Genomic DNA, 25,260 nt, shown 5'->3' with positions numbered 1-25,260 from the left:
GGGGTCACAGGCTGATCCACCCGGCCACCAGGGCGAGGAGGCCGACCGCCGCGCCGGTCACGGACACGGCCAGGACGACCAGTTCCCCGGGCGAGAACAGCCGACGGCCCTGCTCCCCGCGGGCCATCACGAACAGGACGGTCGCCGGGGCGTAGACGATGAAGGACACGAGTACGAACTTCAGGCCCGCCGCGTACAGCAGGAACGCGGTGTACAGCGTGGCGACGACCCCGACGACCAGCTCGCGCCGCGAGGTGCGGCCGCCCTCGGTGCGCGGGTCGTCCCGGCTGCCGATCCGCACCGCGAAGGCCGCCGCCAGCAGGTACGGGATCAGGGAGAGGGCGCTGGTCAGGTTGAGCGCGAAGTCGAAGGCGTCGTTGGAGAAGCTGGTGGCGACCAGCACCACCTGGGTGAGCAGCGACGTCATCAGCAGGGCCGGCACCGGCACGTCGGCGGCGTTGGCACGGCGCAGGAAGCGCGGCATGTCGTCGTCCTTGGCCGCGACGAAGAGCACCTCCGCCGCCATCAGCGTCCAGGCCAGATAGGCGCCCAGGACCGACACGATCAGACCCACGCTGATGAACACCCGCCCCCAGGTGCCCACGGCCGCCTCCAGGACACCCGCCATGGACGGCTGGCGCAGGTCGGCGATCTCGGCCATCGGCATGACGCCGTACGACACGATGGTCACCGACGCGAAGACGGCGAACACGCTGAGGAAGCCCAGCACCGTCGCCCTGCCCACGTCGGACCGGCGACGGGCGTGCCGGGAGTAGACGCTGGCGCCCTCGACGCCCAGGAACACGAAGACGGTCGCCAGCATGGTGCCGCGCACCTGCGAGAACAGGGAGCCGGCGTAGTCCGCGCCGCCGAAGTTGTCCGCGAACACCCCGGGGTCGAAGTACAGCAGGGCCAGGACGACGAAGAACACGATGGGCACGAGCTTGGCCACCGTGACGATCCTGTTGATGGCCGTCGCTTCCTTCACCCCGCGCCGGATCAGCCAGAAGAACGCCCACAGTCCGGCGGAGGAGAGCACCACCGCCACCGCGGTGTCCCCGTCGCCCAGCTCCGGCCAGATCGAGCCGACGGTCGACATGATCAGGACCCAGTAGGTCACGTTGCCCACACACGAGCTGGCCCAGTAGCCGAAGGCGGCGAAGAAGCCCAGGTACTCGCCGAAGCCCGCCTTGGCGTACGCGTACACGCCGGCGTCGAGGTCGGGCCTGCGCACGGCGAGGGACTGGAAGACGAAGGCCAGCATCAGCATGCCGGTGCCCGCGATCGCCCAGGCGATCAGCGCGCCCGCCACGCCCGTCTCCTCGGCGAAGCGTCCCGGCAGCGAGAACACACCGGCGCCCACCATCGACCCGACGACCATGGCGGTCAGGGTGAACAGTCCCACCTTCGCCGTGTGCGGGGCTGCGCTGTCGACGTCGGAAGCAGCGGCCTGCGACATGCCGTCCCTCCGGATGGCCGATCGATTGTGACCACTGTGCAACATGTGGTGGCTTCGGGCATCTTGTTCGTTTTCGACGCTCGGCCGGGGAGCGCGGGGCCGGTGCGGCCGGTCAACCGTGCAGGGCGAGGTACGGGGCGAGCGCGAACAGCGTCACGATGAGGGCGTACTTCAGCTGCCGCGAGGGCAGCGCGTGCGCGATCCGCCAGCCCAGCAGCACCCCCGCCAGCTCGGGTACACCGACCAGCACCGCCAGCGGCCAGTCGACGGCCCCCTGGGCCACGTAACCCAGCGTCCCCACCCCCGCGATGACGACGGACTGGGCCTGCGCCGCGGCGAGGGACTCCAGCACGGGCACACCCAGGGCCACCAGCAAGGGCACGGTGAGCATCGGTCCGCCGATGCCGACGATTCCGGCCGCGACGGCCACCCCGCAGCCCAGCCCCGCAACCACCGCCGTCGACGGGTGCGCCCGCGGGGCGGCCGGACGGCGACGCTCGCGGAACCACACCAGACCCGCCACACCCGCCACGAACACACCGAGCACCAGCCCGAACATCCGCTTCGACACATAGGAGTTGACCAGGACGCCGAGCGGGGTACCGACGACCGCGCTCACCGCGAGGACCAGTGCCGTGCGCCGCGTCGCCGGCTCGCGCAGCTGCCCCGAGCGGGTGTAGGCGGCGGTCGCGAGCACGCCGGTGGCGACATGGGTGACGATGGCCGTCCCGGCCACCTCCGCCGGCGTCAGACCGGTGAGGGCGAACAGACCGATGGTGGGCAGCACCCCGCCCGGTCCGACGGCGGTGATGCCCACCCCGCCGACCAGACCCAGCAGCCCCAGCGCCACCAGCACGGGCACACTCGCACCGAACATCACCGGCCTCCCCTCACGTGGTCCGCGGTCCACCACGACCGAGCGTGGCGCGCAGCGTCATCCGGTCCGCGCGGATCCGGATCGACTCCGTGTCCACCGGCCGACCGTCCGCCAACCGGGTCAGCCGCTCCAGGGCGAACACCGCCGCCCCGGGCTCGATCCCCAGCAGCCGTGCCGTGCCCGGGGCGGCGTTGACCGCGTGCACGGCCACCTCGGCCCGCCCGAGCGGGACGCCCGCGGCCTCCTCGATCAGGTGGAACACGTCCCGGCCGCGCAGATCGCCGGCGAGCACGGCACGGCCGATGCCGGCGGTCAGGTAACTGGTGTCCAGCGACAGCGGCAGCCCGTCCAGCCACCGCAGCCGCTCCACGTACACCCCGCCCGCCCCGGCCGGTACCTCCAGACGGGCGGCGATCGCGGCCGGCAGCACCGGCACCTCCGCGGCGACCCGCACCTCGTTGGTCACGGTGCCGCGCCCGGTCAGCTCCTCGGCCAGCCCGGTCAGCCGGTCGAGACCGTGCCCGTACTTCGGCAGCAGCACCCTCGTCCCGACCCCGCGCCGCCGGGTGATCAGACCCTCCTCGCGCAGCAGCGCCAGGGCGTCCCGCACGGCGTTGCGCGAGGCGTCGAACCGGCGGCCCAGATCCCGCTCGTCGGGCAGCGTGCCGTCGGCGAAGGCACCGTCCGTGATCTGCTGCCGCAGTACGTCGGCCAGCTGCCGGGCCCGCTCGGCGCGCGGCCGTCCCCCGTGGTGGTCCATGCCGGCCACGGTAACCCGAACCATGTTTCGCCGAAGTTACGCCACCCCTGCTGACCTGCGGAAACGTCTGACCTGCAGGTTCGCCGGGTACTGCGGTGCGCTTCGCCACCCGGCCGGCGGGACGCTCACCGCGCGGTGCGCAGATCCGCGCCGAGCCGTGCCAGGTTCAGCACCCCCACGACGACCAGCGCCACCCCGATCAGCTGCGGCACGATCCACCAGTCGCCCCGTACGTCCTCCCGGTACAGCACCACGCCGAGCAGCAGGCTCACCGTCGCGTCGCCCAGCGTGAGGGCGGGCTGGGAGGCGACGAGCGGGCCGCCCTGCATGGCGTGCTCCAGCAGGAGCACGGCACACACCCCGGCCACCGCGAAGCCGTAGGTCTGCCAGGCGGTGAAGAAGCCGACCGCACCGTCGGTGTCCAGGACGCGCATGGAGTCCTTCATCAGACCGGCCGTCAGGGCGTAGCACACCGCGGTGGCCGCGCCGAGGCAACCGGCACGGGCCTTGCCGACGGGGCGCTTCAGGCCCGCGGCGGCCAGCAGTACGGCCGCCCCCGCGCAGGCCGCCAGCGCCGGCACCCACCGGTCCAGGGGCACGTCGGCCTCACCGCCGTCCGGCGCGGCCGAGGCCAGCGCGACCCCCAGCCCCACGACCACTCCGCCGACGGCGAGCCACAGGATCTCGGGCAGCCGGTTGCCGGTGAGCAGCGAGGCCAGCAGCAGGGCCAGCGGAAGCTCCAGCACGAACAGGGGCTGTACGAGTGACAGCGGCCCCGTCGCCAGCGCCACCGCCTGCCCCACGCCGGCCACCACCACGGCCAGCATCCCGCCGAGCCACACGGGGCGCCGCAACAGGTCGAGGACGAGTCCGGGGCGGAATCCCTGGGACTGGGGCACGCTCAGCGCGGCGCGCCGCTGCAGCACGGTGGCCAGCGCGTTGCTGAACGCGGCGAGGAGTGCGAAGAGCACCGGCAGGACGAAAGCCATCCACCGATACTCACCCCGATCTCCCCCGGCCGCGCGCCGCGTCACGTCCGGGGTGCCGGGAGTCGCTCAGTTGCCGCTCCGGGCGGAGGGAGCCTCGGCCGCGGGGCGCTGCTCACGCCCGGGTGCGGCGGCCTCGGTGGCGGTGTAGTAGACCGAGGTGCCCTGCTTGGTGCGCTGGGCCTGGTTCTTGGCGACGAGTCCTTCGAGCGTGGTGCGCACGACCGTGGTCTTGACGGTGCGTCCGGAGTGGGCCTCGCCCAGCGCCGTGGTGACCTCGGCGGCGGAGCGCGGTTCCCGCTGCCCGGCGAGGTGCTCGCGCACCAGCTCCACCAGGGTGGGCCGGCCGGCCTCGCGCGCCGCCGCCTTCTTCGCCGCGGGCTTGCCCGCGGTCTTGGCGGCCGACTTCCCGGCCGTCTTCTCGGCGGTCTTGGCCGGTGCCTTGTCGGCAGCCTTGGCGGTCGTCTTGGGGGCCGTCTTCTCGGCGGTCTTGGCGGCCGTCTCGGTGGTCGTCGTGGCTGCCGGCTTCGTGGCCTTCTTCGCCGCAGGCTTCGAGACCGCCTTGGCACTCGGCTTCGGAGCCGCGGCGCGCTTGGGCGCGGTGGTGGCCTTCTTGCTCCGCGTCGACTTGCCCGCGGTCGACCGCGGGGCCGCACCGCCGCGCGGCGCCGGAACCGCGGCCGACTCGGGTGCGGCGGCGGGCTCCGGCGCGGACGGGGTGGGCGGCGAGGTGATGCCGAGGGCCTGCTGCATGTTCACCAGCAGGGCGTGGTCGTGCTGCAGCGCGGCCAGTTGCTGCTGGAGAGCCGTGATCTCCGCGCTGACACGTTCCTGCTCCTTGACGTTGCGCTCCAGGTCGTCGGTCACCTGGACGCTGTACTGCGACGCCAGTTCCGTGGCGGACTGCATCGTGCTCTCGGACATGGTGTGGACTCTCCTTGGTTCGCGGCCGTGAAGGCTGACGCGCAGCCCTCAGTTGTTGACCTGTTCGCTGCCGAGTCGGTATACCACGTATGGCCGCCATCGTGGTATGTGCCGCCGCAATCCCGTGCGTGTGTTCGGCCGCGGACAGCGGTGGTCACCCGCCCGCGGGCACCTCCACGACCTTCCCGTGCTCGTCGACGGTGTGTGTCTGCCAGTAGGTGTCCCACTCGTCGCCGACGTGTTCGGGGACCTTGCCCTCGGGGTAGCGGGTGTAACCCTTGGGCGGCTCCTCGCCGTTGGGCACACAGGCGCTGCCCGTGTCTCCGATGGTCATGACCGGGTACTCGCCGCCGCCGCAGCTGGCCTCCTCCATGGAACAGCCGGTCAGGACCGCCGAGGCGGCCGCACAGGCCAGGACGAGACCGCTGACGGACCGCCCGACGCGGGCGGCGGACACGACTGACGGCCGGTGAGAAAGGTGAGTGGTGCGCACGGTTGACTCCCTGGGGGGGGGTGACTGGTGCGGCAAGCGTCCCCCGGTGGGGGGAAGCACCTCATGAGTACGAGTACTCAATCGGACGAGCCGTATTACCTGCCCCGGCCGGTCAAACGGTCCACCCGGCGCGCGCTCGCCCGTGCGTCCCGCTCGGCACCGGCGAGGGCGTCCGCTGCCGTACGGCCCCGCTGCTCGGCCTCCCGCCGTTCCCGTTCGGCCCGGTCGAGGTCCTCGTGTGCCGCGCGCAGCCGCTCCTCGGCGGTGGCCACCGTCTCGCGTACCCGGCCCAGTTCGTCGTCGGACCGGCGCAGTGACTCCTGCGCGTCGGCCTCTTCGGCGCGTGCGTCCCGCAGCTGCCGTGCGGCCCGCTCGGCCTCCTGCTCGGCCCGCTGCAACTCCTCCCGCCGTTTGCGGCGCCGCTCGGCGAGTTCGTCCTTCGCCCGGGTGCCGGTAGCGGTGCCGCGGGACTTCGGTCGTGGCCGCGGCCCGGGTTCGGTCCGGGCGGGTTCCGCCGGAGCGGTGCCCGAGGGAAAGTCCGAGGGCGGTGTCAGGGCGACCTCCAGGCGTCCTTCGGCCCACCGGTCGGCCGCGCCGGGGTCCGCGAGGACCGCGCGCAGGGTCGACTCGACCTCCCGCTGCGCCGCCGGGGAGAGCCGCTGCCCGGCCTCGCCGGCGAGTTGGGCGGCCTGCCGGGAGAGAGCGGCGACGATGCGCCGGCGTTGCGCCGAGAGCTCCTTGAGTCCGGCGGTGTCCAGGGTGCGGTGTGCCTCGCGCAGTGCCTGTCCCAACTCCAGGAACCGCCGGGTCTCCTCCGCCCGGGAGCGCGTCAGCAGATTGGCCGCCCACGCGGCGAGCGTGGGCCGGCGGGCGGCGTGGATGCGGCGGGCGTCCTCCTTGCGGCCGGCCGTTCTGGCGGCCGCGGCGCGTTCCTCACGGCGGGAGACGAAGGCGGACGGAGGCGTGGCGTAGAGCTCGTCCAGGACCTGCTCGACCGCTCCCGAGTCCTGGCCGTCCGTGTCCCGGCGACGCCCGCCCTTGCGCTGCATGGCCTCCGGCCTCCGTCCTTCGCCGTCCTTCGTCGTCCTTCGCCGTCGTGCCCGCCGCCCGCCGGGACCGCCCCGGCGTCAATGCGGCTGGCGGCCTACTTCGCCGCCGCCACGTCGTCGTAGACGAGCAGGCCGTCCGTCCGCAGCCGGGCACCCGGGGTGGGGGAGTGGGCCGTCAGACGGCCGTCGTGCATGAGGTGGTCCGCGGGGATGCCGCGGGCCAGCACGGCGAAGTCGGCGATGAGGCGCCGGTGGCACCGCCACCACACCGCCTCGCCGCACATGACCGCGGTGCGCTCGTGTGCCGCCCGGGCCAGCAACTCGTCCATGGCGGCGACGAACTCCGGCGACCGGGTGTGCCCCGCGTACGCCCGGAAGGAGGCGTTGCGCCAGACGACGTCGGGCGAGTCGGGCGCCGGCTTGCGGAAACCGCCCAGACGCCGCTCCCACCGGTAGGCCAGGCCCTCCTCGGGCAACCACCGGGCCAGTCGCTCCCGCAGCAGGTCGGGGTCGCGGCGGCTGCCGGGGGCGGTCCTGACGTCGACCACGGAGGCGACACCGGCACCACGCAGCAGTCCGGCCAGTTCCGCGCGGCTCGCGGTGCCGTGCCCGAACGTGACCAGGTGAGGCCGCGACATGTCGTCACCGGTTCCCTCGCTGCCTGCGCCCATGCCTTCTGTCTACGGTCACCCGGGCGGCCCCGCGACCCGGAGCGGGCCCACCCGGGGCACTGCGCCGGGGCATCGGCGTCAGCCGAAGCTGCGCCGGTAGGCGTGGGGGCTGACTCCGGTGGTGCGCTTGAAGCGGTCGCGGAAGGCCGTCGGCGAGCCGAAGCCGACCTGGGCGGCGATGCGCTCCACGGAGTGCTCCGTCGTCTCCAGCAGGTGCTGCGCCTGCCGGACCCGGGCACGGTGCAGCCACTGCAGCGGAGTGCTGCCGGTCTGCTCCCGGAAGCGGCGGATCAGCGTCCGCGTGCTCATCCCGGCGTGCGCGGCGATGTCGGCGAGGGAGAGGTCGCGGGCCAGGTCCTCCCGCAGCCAGGTGAGCAGGGGTTCGAGGGCGGAACCGCGGGGCACGGGCGGACAGTCGTGGACGATGAACTGCGCCTGGCCGCCCTCGCGTTCCAGCGGCATCACCGACAGCCGGGCGGCGTGTGCGGCGACCGCCGAGCCGTAGTCGCGCCGGATCATGTGCAGGCACAGGTCCAGGCCCGCGGCGGCTCCGGCCGAGGTGAGGACCTGGCCGTTGTCGACGTACAGGACGTCCGGGTCGACATCGATGTCCGGATGGGCGTCGGCCAGGGCCTCGGCGGCGAGCCAGTGGGTGGTGGCACGCAGCCCGTCCAGCAGTCCGGTGGCGGCCAGCGGGAAGGTGCCGGAGCAGATGGAGGCGATCCGTGCGCCGTTCCGGGCGGCCGTGCGCAGCGCGTCGCGGACGGCGGGGGAGAGCGGGTCGGCGGGGGTGGCCGTACCCGGCACGATGACGGTGTCCGCCTCCCGCAGCCCGTCCAGTCCCCAGGGCGCGCGCAGCGTGAACACGCCGGCGTCGATCTCGGGGTGCTCGGCGCACACCCGGATCCGGTAGCCGGGACGGCCGTCGGGGAGCCGGGTACGGGTGAAGACCTCGATCGGCGTGGACAGGTCGAACGGGATCACCCGGTCCAGCGCGAGAACGGCGACGGTGTGCATGGCCGGAACGTACCTCCACACGTGCGGGCGACCGGCGGCTGTGGCGTTTTCCCGTTGAAACCCGTCACTCCTGCCACAGGAAGACGGGCGAGACTTCCTGCTCTGGTAAGCAATTTGCCTAAGTGTATTAGGTGACTGCATAATGCGTAACGGAAGATGCCGCACAGGCAGCCGCACCACCGCCGGAGGCGACATGCGCACCACGGACGACTGGATCACCACGCCCATCACCCGGGACCTGCTGCGGGGCGCCCTCGACCTGGAGCGCACCGAGCACGGCCTGCTGCCCCACCGGCTCCCCGCCTCGGCCCGGGCACAGAACAACGACGGACAGCTGGCCATGGCCGAGTCCCAGCCCTCCGGCGTACGCCTGACCCTGCGCACCCGCGCCACCGCCCTCGAACTGGACACCCTGCCCACCAAGCGGGCCTACGTCGGTGCCCCGCCGCGCCCGGACGGTGTGTACGACCTGCTCGTCGACGGCCGCCCGGCGGGCCGGGGCAGTGTCGCGGGCGGCAACACCCTGACCATCGACATGACCACCGGCACGGCGGGCGTCGAGCCCGGCCCGGTCGGCACCCTGCGCTTCGCGGACCTGCCCGAGGGCGACAAGGACATCGAGATCTGGCTGCCGCACAACGAGACCACCGAACTCGTCGCCCTGCGCACCGACGCCCCCGTCGAGCCCGCCCCGGACCCCGGCCGTCGGGTCTGGCTGCACCACGGCAGCTCGATCAGCCACGGCTCCGACGCCGCGAGCCCCACCACCACCTGGCCCGCCCTCGCCGCCTCCCTCGGCGGCGTCGAACTGGTCAACCTGGGCCTGGGCGGCGGCGCCCTGCTCGACCCGTTCACCGCACGGGCCATGCGCGACACCCCCGCCGACCTGATCAGCGTCAAGATCGGCATCAACGTGGTCAACGCCGACCTCATGCGCCTGCGCGCCTTCGGCCCCGCCGTGCACGGCTTCCTGGACACCATCCGAGAGGGCCACCCCACCGCCCCGCTGCTGGTCGTCTCGCCCATCCTGTGCCCCGTGCACGAGGACACCCCGGGCCCCCTCGCCCCCGACTTCACGGACGGCGGCGTACGCTTCGTCGCCACGGGCGACCCGGCGGAACGCGCGAGCGGGAAGCTGACCCTGAACGTCATCCGGGACGAGCTGTCCCGGATCGTCACCCAGCGGGCCGCCGACGACGAGAACCTGTACCACCTCGACGGCCGCGAACTCTACGGAGAGACCGACGCGGCGGACCTGCCCCTGCCGGACGGCATCCACCCGGACGCCGCCACCCACCGCCTCATCGGCGAACGCTTCGCCAAGCTGGCCTTCGCCGACCGGCGCGCCTTCGCGGGCTGAAACCCATGGGGGCCGGGCTCACGACCCGACGACGAGCGCCGCGAAACGACCGGCCACCTCGCGCCAGACCGCCTCGGCCGCGGGCTCGTCCCGTTCCGCCCGGCGGGCGAGCTCCACCGGGTCCAGCCCCCGGGCCCGGAGCCGGTCGGCGTCCCACGACCCGACCCGGTCCGCCCCCGCCTCGGGGTGGAACTGCACGCCCCACGCCCGCTCACCGACCCGGAACGCCTGGTACGGGCACCGCTCACTCGACATGAGCCACGCCGCGCCGGGCGGCAGGGCGGTGACGGCGTCCTGGTGGTGCTCGATCGCCGTCACCCGCTCCGGCAGCCCTGCGAAGAGCGGATCGTCACCGGCCTCGGACCGCAGGGCCAACGGGGTGCTGCCGAACTCCGGTTCGCCGTGCCGACCGCGCACCGTGCCGCCGGCGACCTGGGCGAGGAGCTGCCCGCCGAGACAGATCCCGAAGACCGGGGCGCCCCGCTCCACCGCCTCGGCGACCAGGACCCGGGTCTGCGCGAGCCAGGGAGCACGTGCGTCGTCGTCGGGCAGATAGCCGCCGCCGAGCACCAGCACGCCGTCGTGCGCCGCACGCCGGGGGAGAGCCGCACCGGCATACGCGTGCACCACGTCCAGCGACACCCCGCCCGCGACCAGCCAGTCGCCGAACCGGCCCGGTCCGCCGCCCCGATGGTTCTGCACCACCAGGAGCCGTGCCATCTCCCACCCCCTCGCCGCACGCCCTTCAGCGGCGCGCCATGTACAGGGACACAGCCTTGTGCAGCACCCTGTTCAGTGCATAGTCCCACTCGCCCAGGTACTCGACTGCCTGTCCGCCGGCGCCGACCTTGAACCGCAGCAGCCCCAGCAGGTGGTTGTCCTCGTCCAGGGTGTCGGTGATGCCGCGGAAGTCGTAGACGGCAGCGCCCAGTTCCCGGGCGTCGCACATCATCCGCCACTGCAGGGCGTTGTTGGGCTGCACCTCGCGGCGTCGGCCGGTGGACGCGCCGTAGGAGTACCAGACGTGTTCGCCGACCGTCAGCATCGTGGCCGCGGCGAGCACCTCCCCGTCGTGGTGGGCGAGGTACAGGCGCATGCGGTCCGGGTCCTCGGCCGTCAGCGCCTGCCACATGCGCTGGAAGTAGGCGAGGGGGCGCGGCACGAACCGGTCCCGTCGCGCGGTCTCCACGTACAGCTCGTAGAACGCGGGCAGATCCTCCGCGTCGCCCCGGACGACCTTGACGCCGGCCTTCTCGGCCTTCTTGATGTTGCGCCGCCACTGCTGGTTGAAGCCGTTCTGCAGCTGCTCCAGCGACCGCCCGGCGAGCGGTACCTGGCACACGTGGCGCGGCTGGCCCGCGGCGAAGCCGTCCGCACCGCCCGGCTCGGTGCGCCGCCAGCCCATCCGGCGCAGCCGCTCGGCGATGTCGTCGGCCCCGGGCTCGCGCTCCGTCGCCTCCACGTCGTCCAGCCGCCGGGCCTCCGGGTCGGCGATCGCCGCCTTGACCGCGTCGGCGCTCCAGCGCCTGGTCACCACCGGCGGCCCCATCCGCACCGTGAAGGCACCGCGTTCCCTCAGGTGGGCGAGCATCGGCTCCAGCCACCGCTCCAGACCGTCCGCCGTCCAGTCGATGACCGGACCCTCGGGCAGGTAGGCCAGGTACCGCCTGAGCCGCGGCAGCGGCCGCAGCAGCACCAGTCCGGCGCCCACCAGCTGTCCGCCCTCGTCGAACCACCCCAGGCTCTCGGCCCGCCAGTCGGGCTTCACGTCCCCCCAGGAGGGGACTTGGAGGTGACTCACGGAAGGCCGGGCCGTGACGAAGCGAAGATGCTCCTCGCGGGTGATCGGCTGCACACGACAGCTCATGGGCGTCCCTCTGTTCGGCTTCGTTCGACGGTGGGGCGGTTCGGCTCGGACGGCCGGACCCGCGGGCGGGTCTGCCGTCCCGCACACCTCACAGGGAACAACGGCGGCCGCCGATCCGCGCGCTGTCACCCGGCCGCCCACCCGTGTGCTCCGTCCGGCGCGCGGGGCCGTGGACCGGATGGCAGCGTGGCAGGACCGGGCGGTGCGAACGGGACGGACGGAGCACACGGTCATGGCGCGGGCGATCTGGACAGGCGTGATCACCTTCGGGCTGGTCTCGGTGCCCGTCGGTCTGTTCACGGCGACCGAGGACCACACGGTCCACTTCCACCAGTTGCAGCGCGGCACCTCGGACCGGATCCGCAACCGTCGGGTCAACGAGCGCACCGGCAAGGAGGTCGACGCCGACGACATCGTCAAGGGCTACGAGGTGAGCGAGGGCGAGTACGTCGTCGTGGAGCCCGGCGAACTCGACGAGATCGCGCCGGGACGCTCCCGCACCCTGGAGATCACCGACTTCGTTGACCTGGACCGGATCGAGCCGGTCTACTTCGGCCGCACCTACTACCTCGCCCCGCGTGGCAAGGAGTACCTCAAGGTCTACGAACTCCTGCGCACCGCCCTCGCCGAGACCGGCAAGGCGGGCGTCGCCACCTTCGTCATGCGCAACCGGCAGTACCTGACCGCGCTGCGCGCCGAGGACCGCGTCCTGCTGCTCCAGACGCTGCACTGGGCCGACGAGGTCCGCGACCCCGTCGAGGAGCTGCCGGAACTGCCGTCCGACCGGGTGGGCCGGGGCAAGGAGCTCGACATGGCGTTGCGTCTCGTCGACGCCCTCAGCGGCGACTGGGAGCCCGACCGCTACCGCGACACCTACCAGGAGAAGGTCCGCGAGCTGGTCCGGGCCAAGGCCGAGGGCGAGGAGGTCGCCGTCGCCGAGGAGGCGCCCGAGGCCACCAACGTCGTCGACCTGATGGAGGTCCTGCGCGGCAGCCTGGAACAGGCCAAGGGGGCGGGCGACGCGGGCGAGGGCTCGGCCGACAAGAAGCCGTCCGCGCAGCGGAAGAAGGCCGCCGGGTCGCGGCGGAAGGCCGCCGGGTCCGCCCGCCCGACCGCCTCCACGCGGGCGGAGCTGCGGGAGCTGAGCAAGGCAGAGCTCTATCAGCGGGCCACCGAACAGGACATCGCGGGCCGCTCGAAGATGAGCCGCCAGCAACTCGTCGACGCCCTCAGTGGCAGTGGCAGTGGCAGCGGCAGCCGCGGTCGCCGGAAGAAGAAGACGACCGCGGCCTGAGGGGCCACCGCTCAGGCGGTGCTGAGCATGCCCTCCCGCAGTCGGGTCAGCAGCCGCGAGATCAGCCGGGACACGTGCATCTGGGAGACACCGAGGCGCTCGCCGATGTCCTTCTGGGTGAGCTCCTCCACGAACCGCCAGTGGATGATCTGCCGGTCGCGTTCGTCCAGCTCGGCGATCATCGGGGCCAGGGCGTGGAAGTCGTCCACCAGCGCCAGGGCGGCGTCGTCGGCACCGATGAAGTCCGCGAGCGCCGACTCGCCGTCCTCACTGCCGTTGATGGCCGCGTCCAGGGAGGCGGAGTTGTAGCCGTTGGCCGCCAGCCGGGCCTCGACGACCTCGTCCTCCGGGAGGCTCATCAGCTCCGACAGCTCCTGGGTGGTGGGGTTGCGGCCCAGCCGGCTGCGCAGCTCCTCGGTGGCCCGGGCCAGCTGGACGCGGGCCTCCTGGAGACGCCGGGGCACATGCACCGCCCACGAGGTGTCCCGGAAGAACCGCTTGATCTCCCCGACGATGTACGGCACGGCGAAGGAGGTGAACTCGACCTCGCGGGTCAGTTCGAACCGGTCGATGGCCTTGATCAGACCGATCATGCCGACCTGGACGATGTCCTCCATCTCCTCCGGGCCGCGGCTGCGGAACCGGCCGGCCGCGAAGCGGACCAGGGACATGTTCATCTCGATCAGCGTGTTGCGGGCGTACTGGTGCTCGGGAGTGCCCTCCTCCAGCACCGACAGCTGCTCGAAGAACAGCTTCGACAACTCCCGCGCGTCCTTGGGCGCCACCTTGGACGGGTCCGCGATCTCCGGCATGTCCGTAGTGGCGTGCTCGGTGGTCTGTGCGGTCGTCGTCGTCATGATGTGCCCTCCCGGTGGATCGGTCGTCGTTGTCACCTTGTCGGCCGACGACCGATCGCCTACCCCGGGTCAGGCCGCGCACACCTGGCGGAGTGCCACGACGTCGGAGAGGAGTCCCGGACGGTGCATCACAAGCCCAGGTAGAAGCGGACCGCGGTGCCCTCGTCCGCCGTGTGGATCCGCACCAGATCGGCCACGTAGTGGACGAGCAGGAGACCGCGGCCACCGATCTGCCCGTGCTCCGCAGGCCGCCGGCCGGCAAGTGGATCCGTGAGCCGACCCGCGTCGCGGACCTCGCACACCACCTGTCCCGCCTCGGACCAGACCGCGACCGTGCCGCTGCCGCCGCCGTGGACCACGCTGTTGGTGGTCAGCTCGGCCACCGCCAGCTCCGCGTCCTGCAGCCGCCGGCCGGTCAGCCCGAGCGAGGCGGCCCGCTCGACCGCGAAGCGGCGCGCCTCGGGCAGCTCCCCGGGCCCGAAGACCAGGACGTCGGCGTCGGGAGCGCGCCCGAGCGGCTCGTTGTAGCGGGCGACGACCGCGCGCCAGTCGTACTCCTCGCTGACCCGCTCACCGCCCGCCGTGACGACCGTCGGGTGGGTGATCAGGGCGTCGGCGAGGACGTCCGCGGCCAGCCGGGCCTCGTCGTACGGGCACAGGATCGTCGCGGCGCGGCCCGCGAAGGCCGCGTTGATCAGCGCCTCGTGCTGGGCGCACGCCGGGTACTCCGCGGCGCTGCGCCCCGCCCAGACCGGCTCGCCGATGATCCGCACCCGCACCCCGGCCCGCGCGTGCCCGTCGGCGAACGCCCTCAGCACGCCCGGGATGATCCGCCCCGGGTTGCGCCCGGCCTCGGTCATGTCCAGGAAGGTGACGTCCCGGGCGTCCGTGCCGAGCCCGGCCCGGACCAGCTCCAGGTTGGGTCCGGGCACGGCCACCGCGACCGGCTCGCCCGCGGCCAGGCCCTCCCGTACGAACGCCACCGTCCGGTCGGTGTACTCCGCCTCGGAGCGGTAGAACAGCGCCGGATGGGTGAAGGTCGCGTCGGTGGTCGCCGTACTCATCGTGGCGCCACCTCGATCCGGTGCAGGGACGGCCAGAACAGGTCCAGTACCCGGGGCAGTTGCGGCGGCGGCCGTTCCACCACGACCCGGCCGACGGGCAGGTTCATGGCCGTGACGGCCAGCGCCGTCACTCCGGCCACGTCGACGAACCGCACCCCCGACAGTTCCACGTAGGACACGTCCGTGTGCCGCCGGGACAGTTCGGTCAGGGCGTTCTCCCAGGAGAGCCGGGTGCTCACGTTGATCTCACCGCTGGCCCGGATGCCGGGCCGGCCGGGCAGTGGGCCCACGTCCAGCAGGGCGCCGCTCCGGATGCGGGGCGGGCCGCCTGTGGCGCCTGTGCCATCCACACTCGATCCCCTTCGGATCTCCGCCGGGCACCTGGCGGTACCCGGGCGCTTCTCCCGGCCAGGCAGCCTATCCCGGATCGGGCGCCCTACGCCGGTGAGGGGACAAACGGGCGACAGTCGGGCGAAGCGGGGAACTAGACAGTGAGCGCGTCCTCGGAAGGGAAGACTGGGCATGTTTGAAGCCGAAAACATTCGTGACTGGCGCGGCCTCGACGTCGTGGACTACGACGGCCGCAAGATCGGAACCCTGGAGTCCATCTACTTCGACACCCTCACCGACCGGCCCGCGTTCGCCACGGTCACCATCGGGATGCCGACCCGCAGGCGACTCGTCTTCGTGCCGGTGGACAAGGCCACCGTCGGGCCGTCCTACCTGAAGGTGACCTACGACAAGTCGCTGGTCAAGGACGCGCCGGGGATCGACCCGGACGGTGAGCTGGCCGCCGAGGACGAGGGCGCGGTCTTCGCCCACTACCACCTGCCCTACGAGCAGGGCAGTCGCGGCGAACGCCGCCTCGGCCGGCGCTGAACCCCGCGGGACGGTGTCCGGCCGCGCGGGCCGGACACCGTCCTCCTGCGCCCGTACCGGCCGGCTACGCGACTTCCGCTCCGCGGGCCGCCGCCTCGGTCTCGGACGTCGCGCTGCCCGTCGCAAGGGTGCCGCCGGCGCTCTCCAGGTGCGCCCGCACGAACCACTGGAACTGCTCCAGGTCCCTCAGCTGGCCGATCAGCAGGTCCTCCGTGGCCGTGTCGATCTTGCCGGCCTCCTCGACCGCCGCGCGCATGCCCTCGACCACGCCGGTGTAGACCACGTCGAGCGCGCCGAGATGGGCGATGGCGTCCGCCCGGCCGATGGAGTAGTCGTCCCACTTGCGCTCGGCCACCAGCGCCCCGGGCGTGCCCTGGGCGACCCCGCCGAGCGCGGCGATGCGCTCCGCGACGTCGTCGGCCATGTCGCGCACCTGGTCGACCTGGGGGTCGATCATCTCGTGGACCGCGATGAAGTGCGGACCCACCACGTTCCAGTGCACGTGCTTGAGGGTCAGGTGCAGGTCGTTGAGGGCGTGCAGGCGCAGCCGCAGCACACCGATCAGCCGTCCGGCGGCCTCGCGCTCGATGCCGGGGACCGTGTACTTCGGGGTCAGGTCGTGCGTCATGGCGGACCTCAGCTCCTCATGCGTTTCGTACGTCGTTGCTCGTGCACGAATGCCCCGTATCGGCTCCGGCAGACATGCCCGGGCGGCCCGCCGATCAGGACGGCGGGGCGGGCAGCGGCATCGCGTCGAGCGCACGCGCCGCGTGCACCAGGTTGGACGCCATGGCCCGGCCGGTGGAGATCGACCAGTCGTGGCCGCGGTCATCGTCGAGGAAGTCCGGCCCGGGTCCCGGACCGAGGTGCCAGTAGGTCCAGGCCTGGCCGGGGATGGTGTAGCCGATGTCCGCGAGCCCGCCGCTGATCTCGCTGATGACGTGGTGGGCGCCGTCCTCGTTCCCGGTGACCAGGACTCCGGCGACGCGGTTGTAGGCGACCGGGCGGTCCTCGTCGTCGGTCTCGGAGAGCATGGCGTCCATGCGTTCCAGGACCCGCTGGGCGACGGAGGAGGGGCGGCCGAGCCAGGTCGGGGAAGCGATGACCAGGATCCGGGCGGCCAGCAGCTTCTCGTGCACGCCCGGCCAGTCGTCCCCGTCGCCCATGTCGGTCTCGACCCCCGGTTTCAGGTTCAGGTCGACGGCCCGCACGACGTCCACCTCCGCCCCGTGGCCCTTGAGCGCCGCGACGACCGTGGCGGCGAGCGCCTCGGTGTTCGACGGCTGGGGGGAGGGCTTGAGAGTGCAGTTGATCACGAGTGCGCGCATGCCTACCCGTGTTCCCCGGCGGGAGGGGGGCTATCGTCGGCCGTATGGCTGACGAGTGCTTCCGGCATCCGCGGCTCGCCGCGCTCTACGACGTGCTCGACACCGACCGCGGCGACCTGGTCCCGTACCTGCGCATGGCCGACGAGTTCGGCGCGCGGAGCGTGCTGGACATCGGCTGCGGAACCGGGGTGTTCGCCTTGCTGCTGGCCGACCGCGGCCTCGAGGTCGTCGGCGTCGACCCCGCCGGGGCGAGTCTCGACGTGGCCCGTGCGAGGACGGGCGCCGACCGGGTGCGCTGGATCGAGGGCGACGCCGCCTCGCTCCCCGCGCTGAGCGTGGACCTCGCGACCATGACGGCGAACGTCGCCCAGGCGATCACCGACCGGCGCTCCTGGCACGGGACGCTGCGCGGCGCCCACGAGGCACTGCGGCCCGGCGGACACCTGGTGTTCGAGACCCGGGACCCGGCCCGGCGCGCCTGGCGGGAGTGGACCCGTGAGCACACGCACCAGGTCACGGAGGTCCCCGGTACGGGCACCGTCGAGAGCTGGTGCCGGCTGCTGGACGTGAGCGGCCCCCTGGTCACCTTCCGGTGGACCTACGTCTTCGGCGCGGACGGCGACGTGCTGACCTCCGACTCGACGCTGCGCTTCCGCGAGCGCGACGAGGTGGCGGCCGACCTGGTCGAACAGGGATACCAGGTACGGGAGGTGCGCGGGGCACCCGACCGCGAGGGACGGGAGTTCGTCTTCGTCGCGCGGCGTCCGGGAGAGGACGGCGGCTGACGCCGCCCGCACTCCGGGAACCGGCAACCAACGGCGCCCGCTCACTGCCCGGACGCACCCGTGACGTGGCGCCCGGCGAGCGGCCATCCTCGCCGCATGGCCCGCTTCCGGCACACCGTGACCCTCGCCCCCGTACCCCGCCGCTGGCTGGAGTCGTGCGTCGTCGCGCTGCACGACCTGGCCGAGGGCACGGACGCCGACGGAGCACGCCTGCGGCTGCCCGACGGACGTCCGGTGCCGGGCCTGGTGCTGGTGCGGGGGAGGCACCTGGGGCCCGGCGCGCAGTACCGGCCCGTGCGCGATCAGGACGGTGAACCGGACGCCGACCAGTGCCTCACCGTCGTCTCCTGGGACCGCCGCCGGGAGACGGCGCTGGAGGTCGTCACCCTCGACGGCGACCCGGCTCATCCCGCCCGTCTGGTCTGCGCACTCGGGCTCACGAGCGCCGAACGGCCCCGGGAGGCGTGGCTGTCGGCGACGCTGCGCCCGAGCGGCGGCAGGCGGGCCGAGTACCTCGGCGGCACCGGACGTCTGCACCTCGACCTCGGCAGGTGGTGGCAGGCGACGGGCCACGGCCGCCACCCGTCCCGCGCCCCGCTGAGCGGGACCCTGACGCACCCGCTCGCCCGCGTCTCGGTGACGGTCGTACCGCGCCCCGCCCCCGACGCACGCTGGCGGGTGACCGTGCGGGCACGGCTCAGCGGCCGCTCCGTGGCCCGTCCGCTCCTGCCCCTCGCCACGGCGGTGCTGGGGCGCCGCGCCCGGCGGGCCTGTGCCGAGGCCCTGGAACGCGCGGCGGCGGCCTGGAACACCCAGGTCCCCGAACTGGTCCGCAAGGACGGCGAACGACTGGGCGCCGAACTGGCCGACGCGCTTCTCGGGCCGTGACACGGCAGCCGAGCCCCCGGAGGCGCACCGGCGCGCGGAAGGCGCACACGGAAAACGAGTGAGCCCTGTACGCGCCCCCTTCGCGGTGCGGACAATCCAGTGACTGTGATTGCCCGGCGGAAGACGCGGTGTCGTCCGGCCGCCGACTTCCGGGAAGCAGGTCGATCGCCATGCTGTTGCGTCAGCCCAGGACCGTGACCGAAGCGCAGGAGTGCATGGCGCAGGGCGCGGTGCCCATCGGCGGGGCCACTCTCGTGTGGGCCACCTGGCAACGCGACGGCTTCCCGGAACTGGCCATGTCGCTGCGTGAACTGCCGGAGGCGACCGCCGTCGGACCCGAGTCGCTGGGAGCGGCCGTGGTGCTGCACCGCATAGACGACCGGGTGCCGGAGGTACTGCGCAGGGCGGCGGGCTCGGTCGGCACCGGAGCCGTGCGCCGCACGGCCACGGTCGGCGGCAACCTCGTCGGCAGCAGCCTGCGCTGCCTGCTGCCCGCGGCCCTGGTGCTGGACGCCCGCGCCGAGGTGCTGGGCCCGGACCGCCCCTACGAGACCGATCTGGCCGAGGTGATGGCGAAGCGTCACCTGCTGCTCGGCCTGCGCTGGCGCACGCCGGTGGCCAGCGGCTACCGCAAGCAGCCCGCCGAAGCCGGCGGCCCGCCGCCCCTGGTGGTCGCCACCGCCGTGCACGCCGACGGCGAGGGCCGGCACCGGTTGCGCGTCGCCGTACGCGACGGCTACGACGTGCTCAGCGAGACCGCCGGCTGCGACGCGGGCCCCGACGAGGCCCTCGACGCCCTGGAACGGACGGACATCGGCGGCCTGCCGGCCGGAGCCCTGGACGTGGTGCGCGAACAGGTCGCCGACACCCTGGGCCCCCTCGCCACCCGCTGAACCGGCGAGGGGGCCGGGCGGTCCGCGTCAGCCCTTGGCCAGGGCCTTGACGCGGTCCAGCGTCCCGTTGAACTTGTCGTGGTCCCCGACGGTCGGCCCGGACGAGGTGTACTGCCACATCGTGTGGAAGTCCCAGCCGGCCGGGAGCGTCCCCACCGACGAGGCGTACCGGGCGACCCACAGCGGGTTGTCCGCGCCGAAACCGCTGTAGTTCCCGGTGCACTGCGTCCACCAGTTGGTGGAGGTGTAGACGGCGGCGTGACGGCCGGTGCGCTGCTCGTACCGGTCCAGGAAGGCCCGGATCCAGCTGACCATCTGACTGTGCGTCCGTCCGTAGCAGGTCGCCCCGTACGGGTTGTACTCGATGTCGAGGACACCCGGCAGCGTCTTGCCGTCCTTGGACCAGGCGCCGCCGTGGTCGACGAAGTAGTCGGCCTGGGCGGCGCCCCCGGAGGTGTCCGGGGTCGCGAAGTGGTACGCGCCGCGGATCATGCCGACGTCGTACGAACCGCCGTACTGCTGGGCGAAGTACGGGTTCCGGTAGGAGGTCCCCTCGGTGGCCTTCACATAGGCCCACTTCACGCCGCTCTTCCAGAGGGTCGACCAGGCGACGTTGCCCTGGTGGCTGGAGACGTCCACCCCCTCGGTCTGGGCGACGCGGGTCCCGACGGGGCGGCCCTGGACTCCTTCGTGGGCCAGGACGCCCCGGCCCATGTAGGCCGAACCGCGCACGGGCGTCGCGGTGCCGTCGGCCTGTGCGGAGGCCGAGGCCGGGACCGCGGCGAGGGTCAGGAGGAGTGACTGGGCGGCGAGGATGACGCCTGACGTGAGCAGGCGTGAGTGGCGAGCTGCCACGGCTATGGGTCTGCGCATGGCACCCATCCGAACCGGTGTCGGGCCGCACCGCATCCCACGCTCGCCCAGACGGAGTCGCCGGCGGTCCCCGGCCGGGGCGCCTGGCCCGGGTCCGGCCCGGCCCCTGACCCGCGGTCGCCGCATCCGTCCCAGGCAGAACGCCTGTACCACATGGGTGAGTTCGATTGGCGGGATGTCGGCGAAGTTCGCTCCTCGGTGGGGTCTGTCGCCGGTGCGGCATGCGCGGTCAACCCGGTGACTAGCATGAGCCGCAAGCCCGCCGGAGTGATCACCACGTGCCGGTGGCACGGCTCCGGCCCGCGGCCGACCCAGGTCGACCGGCCCTTTCCCCGCTCTCAAGGACCCGAGGGACCGCGGAATGTCAGTGTCTGCACCCCCCACCCCACCCAGGACGCAGAAACCTCACCGCTCCACCCCAGCCGTCCCCCTGCTCGTACTGCCGGCCGCCGCCGCGGCCGCCGGTGCCGCCTGGGCCGCTGCTCCCGAGACCGCCCGCAGCTGGACCGCCACCCTCGCCGTGACGTCCTGGCTGTGCGTCGCCGTGTCCGTCGTCCTCGGCTCCCACCTGGTCGGCCGGGCCCGCAGGACCGCGGCCGTCCGGCGCACGGAGATCAGCTCCCTCAAGGCCCAGCTCGCGCAGGAGAACGCCGGCCTCGTGCACCTGGTCAACGTCGCGCTGCCGGGCATCGCGCAGCAGGTGCGCGACGGCACCGGCGCGGACGAGGCCGTCGCCAACACCGCGCCCGCCTCGGGGTCCCACCTGCGTCAGGTCGTGCAGAGCTTCGCCGTCCTGGTGGAGGACGCCGTACGGCATGCCGCGGACGCCGAGTCACGGCGGCAGCACGCGGTGCAGGAGGCCCGCCGGGGCACCGCCGAGCTGGAACACCTGACGCACAGCACCCTGCCCGCCGCGGTGGAGAAACTGCGGGACGGCACCTCGGCGGAGAACGTCCTCGCCGAGCTGGAATGGCCACGGGGAGCACCGGCACGGGCCTGCGCGGAACTGTTCGTCCGGGAACTGGCCCACAGCGAACGGCGCACCGCCGCCGCGCAGGCCGCCTCCGCCAAGTCCCTCAGCCGCGTCCAGGCCAAGGCCGTCAGCATGCTCGCCGATCTGAGGGACATGCAGGATCGTCACGGCGAGGAGGTCCTCGGCGATCTGCTGCGCCTGGACCACAGCACCTCCCAGCTCGGCCTCATCACCGACCGGCTGGCCCTCCTGATGGGCGGACGCTCCAGCCGGGCCTGGAACAGACCCATCGTGATGGAGAGCATCCTGCGCGGCGCGGTCGGCCGGATCGCCGCCTACCAGCGGGTGCGGATGCACTGCTCCACCGGCGCCGCCATCTCCGGCTACGCGGCCGAGGGGGTCATGCACCTGCTGGCCGAACTCATGGACAACGCCGCCAACTTCTCGCCGCCCATCGACGAGGTGCACGTCTACGTGGAGGAACGTACCGCCGGAATCGTCATCACCATCGAGGACAGCGGACTGAAGATGGCCGACGCGGCCATGCGCCACGCCGAGCAGGCGGTGTCGGGGCGCACGAACGACCTGGCCTCGCTGCAGGGCACCCGCCTCGGCCTCGCCGTGGTGGGACGGCTGGCCGCCAAGTACGGCGTCGGCGTGAGCTACCGGCCCTCGTCGCGTGGCGGCACGGGCGTCGTCGTCCTGGTGCCGCCCCAACTGCTCGCCCAGCAGCGGGACCCGGGACCCGTACTGACCGGCCGTACCTTCGGCGGTGGCGGCACCCCCACCGTCCCCGGCCCGGCACCGGCGGCGGAGGTACCGGCGTTCGCCCGCCGCGTCCCGGACGTCCGGCCGGCGGAGCGGACCGGCCCGCCCGAACAGGCGGCGCGGCCCGGACCGGCGACCGCCACGCCGGGCGGCCTGCCCATGCGCTCCCCGGGCCGCACGATGGCCGAGGCGGATGCCGAGCGGGAACGCCGCGACCACCACCGGCCGCCCGTCGACCCGGCCGCCTCCGCCTCGCGCGACGCCGGGGCCAGCTTCGGCGCCTTCCACCGCGGACGCCGGTCCGGGGCGGCCGGCGGGGCACCGGAGGCCGAACCGGACGCCCCGGGCTCCGAACCGCACGTCCCGGGCTAGGCGGCCGGCCCGCGGCCCCCACCCCGCACCGCGCCGCGCCGCACGGCCCCCGCACCGGTGCCCTCGCCCCCCATTGCCCGTGTCGCTCGTGAGATTGGAGGAACGGGCCGGTGACCGCAGTACCGGGAACCACCGTCCCCGCACCCATCATGCAGACCACCGACAACAGCCTCACCTGGCTCCTGCAGAACCTCCTGGACCGCACCCCCGGCACCCGCCACGCCCTCGTCCTCTCGCGCGACGGCCTCAAGCTCTGCTGGACCGAACACCTCACCCTGGACCGGGCCGACCAGCTCGCCGCGATCTGCTCCGGCATCCAGGCCCTCGCCCAGGGCGCCTCCGTCGAGTTCGGCAACGGGACCGGCGGCGTCCGGCACTCCATGACCGAGTTCCACGGGGGCCTGCTGTTCATCGTGGAGGCGGGCGAGGGCGCCCACCTGGCCGTCGTCGCCGTGGAGGACGCCGACCCCGGCGTGGTGGGCCACCAGATGACCGAGATGGTCGAACAGATCGGTGAGCACCTGAGGGCCGAGCCGCGCCACGCCGTCCCCGGGGGCAGCTCGTCGTGACCCGCAGGCCCGTGGACACCGGCGCACCCGACCGGCTCTACACGGTCACGGGCGGGCGCAGCCGTGCCGACGACTCGTTCGACCTCGTCACCCTGGTGGTCACCGAGTGCGGGCCGTCGGCCGGTATGCAGTCGGAGCACGTCCGCATCCTCGACCTGTGCCGGCACCCCACCGCCGTGGTCGAGATCGCCGCCGAGCTGACCCTGCCGATCACGGTGGTCCGCATCCTGCTCGGCGACCTGCTCGCCACCGGAAGCATCACCGCCCGCCACCCGCGCCTCGGGCAGACCGCCGCGTCGCACCCCGATACCGCCCTTCTCCAGGAGGTGCTCCATGGGCTCCGCAACCTCTGACCCGACGGCCTCCGACTCCGCCACGCCCCCCGGAGCGACGGCCGTCTCCGGACGCAAGCCCCTCACCGACGCCGCCGAGACCGGGCTGAAGATCGTCGTCGTGGGCGGCTTCGGGGTCGGCAAGACCACCCTGGTCCGATCGGTGAGCGAGATCCGGCCGCTCAACACCGAGGAGGTCATGACCCAGGCCGGAGTCGGCGTCGACGAGACCGGCGGGGTCGTGTCGAAGACCACCACGACCGTGGCCTTCGACTTCGGCCGGATCAGCCTGAACGACCGCATGGTGCTGTACCTGTTCGGCGCCCCCGGCCAGGAACGCTTCTGGTTCCTGTGGGACCGGCTGTTCTCCGGCACCCTCGGCGCGGTCGTCCTGGTCGACACCCGCCGGATGGACGACTCCTGGTACGCGATAGACCGGCTGGAGCACCACCGCACCCCCTTCGTGGTGGCCGTGAACCGTTTCGACGACGACACCGCCCGGCACTCCCTGGACGAGATCCGGCTGGCCCTCGCGCTGCCCGACCACGTGCCGCTGATCGACTGCGACGCACGGGTGCGGACCTCGGGCAAGAACGTGCTGGTCACCCTCGTGGACCACCTCTACCAACTGGCCCTGGCCCAGGAGAGCGCATCGTGACCGACATCGACCCGGCACCCCACCCCGTCGCCGCACCGGGCTGCCCCGCGCACCCGGACGCCGTACCGCTGGCCGGACTGGAGTACCAGCAGACCCCGTCGGAGCTGTACCGAGGGCTGCGGGGCGAGCACGGCGCCGTCGCACCCGTGCTCCTCGACGGCGGCATCCCCGCCTGGCTGGTCCTCGGCTATCCCGAGGTCAGCTATGTGACCAGTCACGACGAGCTGTTCGCCCGGGACTCGCGCCGCTGGAACCAGTGGGGCAGCATCCCGCCCGACTGGCCCCTGCTGCCCTACGTGGGGCATCAGCCGTCCGTCCTGTTCGCCGAGGGCGAGGAGCACCGGCGGCGGGCCGGGGTCATCACCCAGGCGCTGGCCGGCATCGACCAGTTCGAACTGGCCCGCGACTGCCGACAGCTCGCCGACCGCCTCATCGCCGCCTTCGCCGGCAGCGGGCGGGCCGAGCTGATGAGCGGCTACGCGCACCCCCTGCCGATGATCGCCGCCGTACGGATGTGCGGGATGCCGCACAGCGGCGCCGAGACCCGGCAGCTCGTCGAGGACCTGCGCATTTCCCTGGACGCCGCCGAGGGCGACGACCCGGTCGCCGCGTACACGCGCGTGGGCGAGCGCATCCACCAACTGGTCCGCCACAAGCGCGAGCGGCCCGGACCCGACGTCACCTCCCGGATGCTGACCCACCCGGCGGGACTGACCGACGAGGAGATCGTCCAGGACCTGATCTCCGTCATCGCCGCCGCCCAGCAGCCCACCGCCAACTGGATCGGCAACACGCTGCGCCTGCTGCTCACCGACGAACGCTTCGCGCTGAACGTCTCCGGCGGCCGCCTCAGCGTGGGGGAGGCCCTGAACGAGGTGCTGTGGCTGGACACCCCCACGCAGAACTTCATCGGGCGCTGGGCGGTCAACGACACCCAGCTGGGCGGCCGGCAGATCCGGGCCGGCGACTGCCTCGTGCTCGGCCTCGCCGCGGCCAACACCGACCCCCAGCTCTGGCCCGAGGCACACGTCGGCGCCGAGAACTCCGCGCACCTGTCCTTCAGCAACGGCGAGCACCGGTGTCCGTACCCGGCGCCGCTGCTCGCCGACGTCATCGCCCGCACCGCGGTCGAGACCCTGCTGGAACGCCTGCCCGACCTCGTACTCGCGGTCGAGCCCGAGGAGCTGACCTGGCGTCCGTCCATCTGGATGCGGGGCCTGACCGCCCTGCCCGCGCTCTTCACGCCCGTCGTGGCCTGACGCCC

At 73.1% G+C, this 25,260-nt stretch carries 28 protein-coding genes; 11 read left to right on the top strand and 17 right to left on the bottom strand.

What is annotated here, in order from left to right; all coding sequences use genetic code 11:
- Window positions 1-4: 4 nt before the first annotated feature.
- The 9 genes from IE258_RS14115 to IE258_RS14075 form a co-directional block, all read right to left on the bottom strand.
- On the bottom strand, window positions 5-1,459 hold the full coding sequence (locus tag IE258_RS14115) for a basic amino acid/polyamine antiporter (protein ID WP_189743345.1): 1,455 nt from the start codon (window positions 1,457-1,459) through the stop codon (window positions 5-7).
- A gap of 112 nt (window positions 1,460-1,571) precedes the next feature.
- Window positions 1,572-2,336, bottom strand: a complete 765-nt coding sequence (locus IE258_RS14110; protein ID WP_189743343.1) for a sulfite exporter TauE/SafE family protein — start codon at window positions 2,334-2,336, stop codon at window positions 1,572-1,574.
- A gap of 13 nt (window positions 2,337-2,349) precedes the next feature.
- Window positions 2,350-3,120, bottom strand: a complete 771-nt coding sequence (locus IE258_RS14105) for a GntR family transcriptional regulator (protein WP_189743341.1) — start codon at window positions 3,118-3,120, stop codon at window positions 2,350-2,352.
- 101 nt (window positions 3,121-3,221) lie between these two features.
- Window positions 3,222-4,085 (bottom strand): DMT family transporter, encoded by an 864-nt coding sequence (locus tag IE258_RS14100; protein ID WP_189743339.1) that lies wholly within the window; start codon window positions 4,083-4,085, stop codon window positions 3,222-3,224.
- A gap of 66 nt (window positions 4,086-4,151) precedes the next feature.
- Window positions 4,152-5,006, bottom strand: a complete 855-nt coding sequence (locus IE258_RS14095; protein WP_189743337.1) for a hypothetical protein — start codon at window positions 5,004-5,006, stop codon at window positions 4,152-4,154.
- Window positions 5,007-5,160: 154 nt separating this feature from the next.
- Window positions 5,161-5,499 carry an SCO0607 family lipoprotein gene (locus IE258_RS14090; RefSeq protein ID WP_189743335.1) on the bottom strand — a complete coding sequence of 113 codons (339 nt, stop codon included), beginning with the start codon at window positions 5,497-5,499 and terminating at the stop codon, window positions 5,161-5,163.
- Between the two features lie 95 nt (window positions 5,500-5,594).
- Window positions 5,595-6,548, bottom strand: a complete 954-nt coding sequence (locus IE258_RS14085) for a hypothetical protein (protein ID WP_189743333.1) — start codon at window positions 6,546-6,548, stop codon at window positions 5,595-5,597.
- Window positions 6,549-6,643: 95 nt separating this feature from the next.
- The gene (locus IE258_RS14080; protein ID WP_373309751.1) at window positions 6,644-7,219 is read right to left on the bottom strand and encodes a DUF488 domain-containing protein; all 576 of its coding nucleotides are present in this window, start codon (window positions 7,217-7,219) and stop codon (window positions 6,644-6,646) included.
- A 78-nt stretch (window positions 7,220-7,297) separates the two neighbouring features.
- Complete coding sequence (locus IE258_RS14075) at window positions 7,298-8,236, bottom strand: GlxA family transcriptional regulator (protein WP_189743331.1); 939 nt, start codon at window positions 8,234-8,236, stop codon at window positions 7,298-7,300.
- Window positions 8,237-8,429: 193 nt separating this feature from the next.
- On the opposite strand from IE258_RS14075, the gene IE258_RS14070 reads away from it, so the two are divergent.
- Entirely contained in the window at window positions 8,430-9,596 is a 1,167-nt protein-coding gene (locus tag IE258_RS14070; RefSeq protein WP_189743330.1) for a GDSL-type esterase/lipase family protein, read from the top strand.
- A gap of 18 nt (window positions 9,597-9,614) precedes the next feature.
- On the opposite strand, the gene IE258_RS14065 is transcribed toward IE258_RS14070, so the two are convergent.
- Entirely contained in the window at window positions 9,615-10,316 is a 702-nt protein-coding gene (locus tag IE258_RS14065; RefSeq protein WP_189743328.1) for a type 1 glutamine amidotransferase, read from the bottom strand.
- Between the two features lie 25 nt (window positions 10,317-10,341).
- On the bottom strand, window positions 10,342-11,463 hold the full coding sequence (locus IE258_RS14060) for a lipid II:glycine glycyltransferase FemX (RefSeq protein ID WP_189743325.1): 1,122 nt from the start codon (window positions 11,461-11,463) through the stop codon (window positions 10,342-10,344).
- 232 nt (window positions 11,464-11,695) lie between these two features.
- On the opposite strand from IE258_RS14060, the gene ku reads away from it, so the two are divergent.
- Window positions 11,696-12,757 carry a non-homologous end joining protein Ku gene (ku, locus tag IE258_RS14055; RefSeq protein WP_189743323.1) on the top strand — a complete coding sequence of 354 codons (1,062 nt, stop codon included), beginning with the start codon at window positions 11,696-11,698 and terminating at the stop codon, window positions 12,755-12,757.
- Between the two features lie 11 nt (window positions 12,758-12,768).
- On the opposite strand, the gene IE258_RS14050 is transcribed toward ku, so the two are convergent.
- From IE258_RS14050 to IE258_RS14040, 3 genes are all read right to left on the bottom strand, one after another.
- Entirely contained in the window at window positions 12,769-13,614 is an 846-nt protein-coding gene (locus IE258_RS14050) for an RNA polymerase sigma factor SigF (protein ID WP_189743321.1), read from the bottom strand.
- Window positions 13,615-13,742: 128 nt separating this feature from the next.
- A complete protein-coding gene (locus IE258_RS14045; protein WP_189743319.1) occupies window positions 13,743-14,678 on the bottom strand; it encodes an anti-sigma factor RsbA family regulatory protein in 936 nt (311 codons plus the stop codon).
- Window positions 14,675-15,028 carry an STAS domain-containing protein gene (locus tag IE258_RS14040; protein ID WP_159323771.1) on the bottom strand — a complete coding sequence of 118 codons (354 nt, stop codon included), beginning with the start codon at window positions 15,026-15,028 and terminating at the stop codon, window positions 14,675-14,677. Before IE258_RS14040 ends, IE258_RS14045 begins: the two co-directional genes overlap by 4 nt.
- A gap of 172 nt (window positions 15,029-15,200) precedes the next feature.
- On the opposite strand from IE258_RS14040, the gene IE258_RS14035 reads away from it, so the two are divergent.
- Window positions 15,201-15,557: a PRC-barrel domain-containing protein gene (locus tag IE258_RS14035; protein ID WP_189743317.1), complete on the top strand. Its 357-nt coding sequence runs from the start codon at window positions 15,201-15,203 to the stop codon at window positions 15,555-15,557.
- A gap of 64 nt (window positions 15,558-15,621) precedes the next feature.
- Here the strand turns inward: IE258_RS14035 and IE258_RS14030 are convergent, their stop codons facing one another.
- Window positions 15,622-16,185: a Dps family protein gene (locus tag IE258_RS14030; RefSeq protein ID WP_159323769.1), complete on the bottom strand. Its 564-nt coding sequence runs from the start codon at window positions 16,183-16,185 to the stop codon at window positions 15,622-15,624.
- 94 nt (window positions 16,186-16,279) lie between these two features.
- Window positions 16,280-16,885 (bottom strand): flavodoxin family protein, encoded by a 606-nt coding sequence (locus IE258_RS14025; RefSeq protein ID WP_189743315.1) that lies wholly within the window; start codon window positions 16,883-16,885, stop codon window positions 16,280-16,282.
- A 44-nt stretch (window positions 16,886-16,929) separates the two neighbouring features.
- On the opposite strand from IE258_RS14025, the gene IE258_RS14020 reads away from it, so the two are divergent.
- The 3 genes from IE258_RS14020 to IE258_RS14010 all read left to right on the top strand — a co-directional run bounded on the left by IE258_RS14020 (window position 16,930) and on the right by IE258_RS14010 (window position 19,451).
- Window positions 16,930-17,670, top strand: coding sequence for a class I SAM-dependent methyltransferase (locus IE258_RS14020; RefSeq protein ID WP_189743313.1), 741 nt, complete (start codon window positions 16,930-16,932; stop codon window positions 17,668-17,670).
- A gap of 96 nt (window positions 17,671-17,766) precedes the next feature.
- Entirely contained in the window at window positions 17,767-18,558 is a 792-nt protein-coding gene (locus tag IE258_RS14015; protein WP_189743310.1) for a hypothetical protein, read from the top strand.
- A 170-nt stretch (window positions 18,559-18,728) separates the two neighbouring features.
- Complete coding sequence (locus IE258_RS14010; RefSeq protein ID WP_189743308.1) at window positions 18,729-19,451, top strand: FAD binding domain-containing protein; 723 nt, start codon at window positions 18,729-18,731, stop codon at window positions 19,449-19,451.
- Between the two features lie 27 nt (window positions 19,452-19,478).
- Here the strand turns inward: IE258_RS14010 and IE258_RS14005 are convergent, their stop codons facing one another.
- Complete coding sequence (locus IE258_RS14005; RefSeq protein WP_159323765.1) at window positions 19,479-20,324, bottom strand: lysozyme; 846 nt, start codon at window positions 20,322-20,324, stop codon at window positions 19,479-19,481.
- A gap of 361 nt (window positions 20,325-20,685) precedes the next feature.
- Here IE258_RS14005 and IE258_RS14000 point away from each other — a divergent pair, with 361 nt between their 5' ends.
- The 5 genes from IE258_RS14000 to IE258_RS13980 all read left to right on the top strand — a co-directional run bounded on the left by IE258_RS14000 (window position 20,686) and on the right by IE258_RS13980 (window position 25,255).
- Window positions 20,686-22,437 (top strand): sensor histidine kinase, encoded by a 1,752-nt coding sequence (locus IE258_RS14000; protein ID WP_189743306.1) that lies wholly within the window; start codon window positions 20,686-20,688, stop codon window positions 22,435-22,437.
- 149 nt (window positions 22,438-22,586) lie between these two features.
- Window positions 22,587-23,006 (top strand): roadblock/LC7 domain-containing protein, encoded by a 420-nt coding sequence (locus IE258_RS13995; RefSeq protein ID WP_161376658.1) that lies wholly within the window; start codon window positions 22,587-22,589, stop codon window positions 23,004-23,006.
- Window positions 23,003-23,359, top strand: coding sequence for a DUF742 domain-containing protein (locus tag IE258_RS13990; protein WP_179235306.1), 357 nt, complete (start codon window positions 23,003-23,005; stop codon window positions 23,357-23,359). Before IE258_RS13995 ends, IE258_RS13990 begins: the two co-directional genes overlap by 4 nt.
- On the top strand, window positions 23,340-23,996 hold the full coding sequence (locus tag IE258_RS13985) for a GTP-binding protein (RefSeq protein WP_189743304.1): 657 nt from the start codon (window positions 23,340-23,342) through the stop codon (window positions 23,994-23,996). The genes IE258_RS13990 and IE258_RS13985 overlap by 20 nt, the downstream gene beginning before the upstream one ends.
- Window positions 23,993-25,255, top strand: a complete 1,263-nt coding sequence (locus IE258_RS13980) for a cytochrome P450 (protein WP_189743302.1) — start codon at window positions 23,993-23,995, stop codon at window positions 25,253-25,255. The genes IE258_RS13985 and IE258_RS13980 overlap by 4 nt, the downstream gene beginning before the upstream one ends.
- Window positions 25,256-25,260 lie beyond the last annotated feature (5 nt).

Source organism: Streptomyces tendae, assembly GCF_014650435.1.
In the GTDB taxonomy this organism is placed as follows: Bacteria; Actinomycetota; Actinomycetes; order Streptomycetales; family Streptomycetaceae; genus Streptomyces; species Streptomyces tendae.
This window is presented reverse-complemented; position numbering and strand designations above follow the sequence as displayed.

Excerpts from the sequence above, each read along its gene's own strand:
- IE258_RS13985 (WP_189743304.1), top strand. The coding sequence starts at position 23,340 with ATGGGCTCCGCAACCTCTGACCCGACGGCCTCCGACTCCGCCACGCCC.
- IE258_RS14100 (WP_189743339.1), bottom strand. The coding sequence starts at position 4,085 with ATGGCTTTCGTCCTGCCGGTGCTCTTCGCACTCCTCGCCGCGTTCAGC.
- IE258_RS14045 (WP_189743319.1), bottom strand. The coding sequence starts at position 14,678 with ATGAGTACGGCGACCACCGACGCGACCTTCACCCATCCGGCGCTGTTC.
- IE258_RS14105 (WP_189743341.1), bottom strand. The coding sequence starts at position 3,120 with ATGGTTCGGGTTACCGTGGCCGGCATGGACCACCACGGGGGACGGCCG.
- IE258_RS14085 (WP_189743333.1), bottom strand. The coding sequence starts at position 6,548 with ATGCAGCGCAAGGGCGGGCGTCGCCGGGACACGGACGGCCAGGACTCG.
- IE258_RS14005 (WP_159323765.1), bottom strand. The coding sequence starts at position 20,324 with ATGCGCAGACCCATAGCCGTGGCAGCTCGCCACTCACGCCTGCTCACG.
- IE258_RS13995 (WP_161376658.1), top strand. The coding sequence starts at position 22,587 with ATGCAGACCACCGACAACAGCCTCACCTGGCTCCTGCAGAACCTCCTG.
- IE258_RS14075 (WP_189743331.1), bottom strand. The coding sequence starts at position 8,236 with ATGCACACCGTCGCCGTTCTCGCGCTGGACCGGGTGATCCCGTTCGAC.
- IE258_RS14065 (WP_189743328.1), bottom strand. The coding sequence starts at position 10,316 with ATGGCACGGCTCCTGGTGGTGCAGAACCATCGGGGCGGCGGACCGGGC.
- IE258_RS14020 (WP_189743313.1), top strand. The coding sequence starts at position 16,930 with ATGGCTGACGAGTGCTTCCGGCATCCGCGGCTCGCCGCGCTCTACGAC.
- IE258_RS14025 (WP_189743315.1), bottom strand. The coding sequence starts at position 16,885 with ATGCGCGCACTCGTGATCAACTGCACTCTCAAGCCCTCCCCCCAGCCG.
- IE258_RS14035 (WP_189743317.1), top strand. The coding sequence starts at position 15,201 with ATGTTTGAAGCCGAAAACATTCGTGACTGGCGCGGCCTCGACGTCGTG.
- IE258_RS14115 (WP_189743345.1), bottom strand. The coding sequence starts at position 1,459 with ATGTCGCAGGCCGCTGCTTCCGACGTCGACAGCGCAGCCCCGCACACG.
- IE258_RS14080 (WP_373309751.1), bottom strand. The coding sequence starts at position 7,219 with ATGGGCGCAGGCAGCGAGGGAACCGGTGACGACATGTCGCGGCCTCAC.
- IE258_RS14010 (WP_189743308.1), top strand. The coding sequence starts at position 18,729 with ATGCTGTTGCGTCAGCCCAGGACCGTGACCGAAGCGCAGGAGTGCATG.
- IE258_RS14060 (WP_189743325.1), bottom strand. The coding sequence starts at position 11,463 with ATGAGCTGTCGTGTGCAGCCGATCACCCGCGAGGAGCATCTTCGCTTC.
- IE258_RS14095 (WP_189743337.1), bottom strand. The coding sequence starts at position 5,006 with ATGTCCGAGAGCACGATGCAGTCCGCCACGGAACTGGCGTCGCAGTAC.
- IE258_RS14110 (WP_189743343.1), bottom strand. The coding sequence starts at position 2,336 with ATGTTCGGTGCGAGTGTGCCCGTGCTGGTGGCGCTGGGGCTGCTGGGT.
- IE258_RS14015 (WP_189743310.1), top strand. The coding sequence starts at position 17,767 with ATGGCCCGCTTCCGGCACACCGTGACCCTCGCCCCCGTACCCCGCCGC.
- IE258_RS14050 (WP_189743321.1), bottom strand. The coding sequence starts at position 13,614 with ATGACGACGACGACCGCACAGACCACCGAGCACGCCACTACGGACATG.
- IE258_RS14030 (WP_159323769.1), bottom strand. The coding sequence starts at position 16,185 with ATGACGCACGACCTGACCCCGAAGTACACGGTCCCCGGCATCGAGCGC.
- ku (WP_189743323.1), top strand. The coding sequence starts at position 11,696 with ATGGCGCGGGCGATCTGGACAGGCGTGATCACCTTCGGGCTGGTCTCG.
- IE258_RS14000 (WP_189743306.1), top strand. The coding sequence starts at position 20,686 with ATGTCAGTGTCTGCACCCCCCACCCCACCCAGGACGCAGAAACCTCAC.
- IE258_RS14070 (WP_189743330.1), top strand. The coding sequence starts at position 8,430 with ATGCGCACCACGGACGACTGGATCACCACGCCCATCACCCGGGACCTG.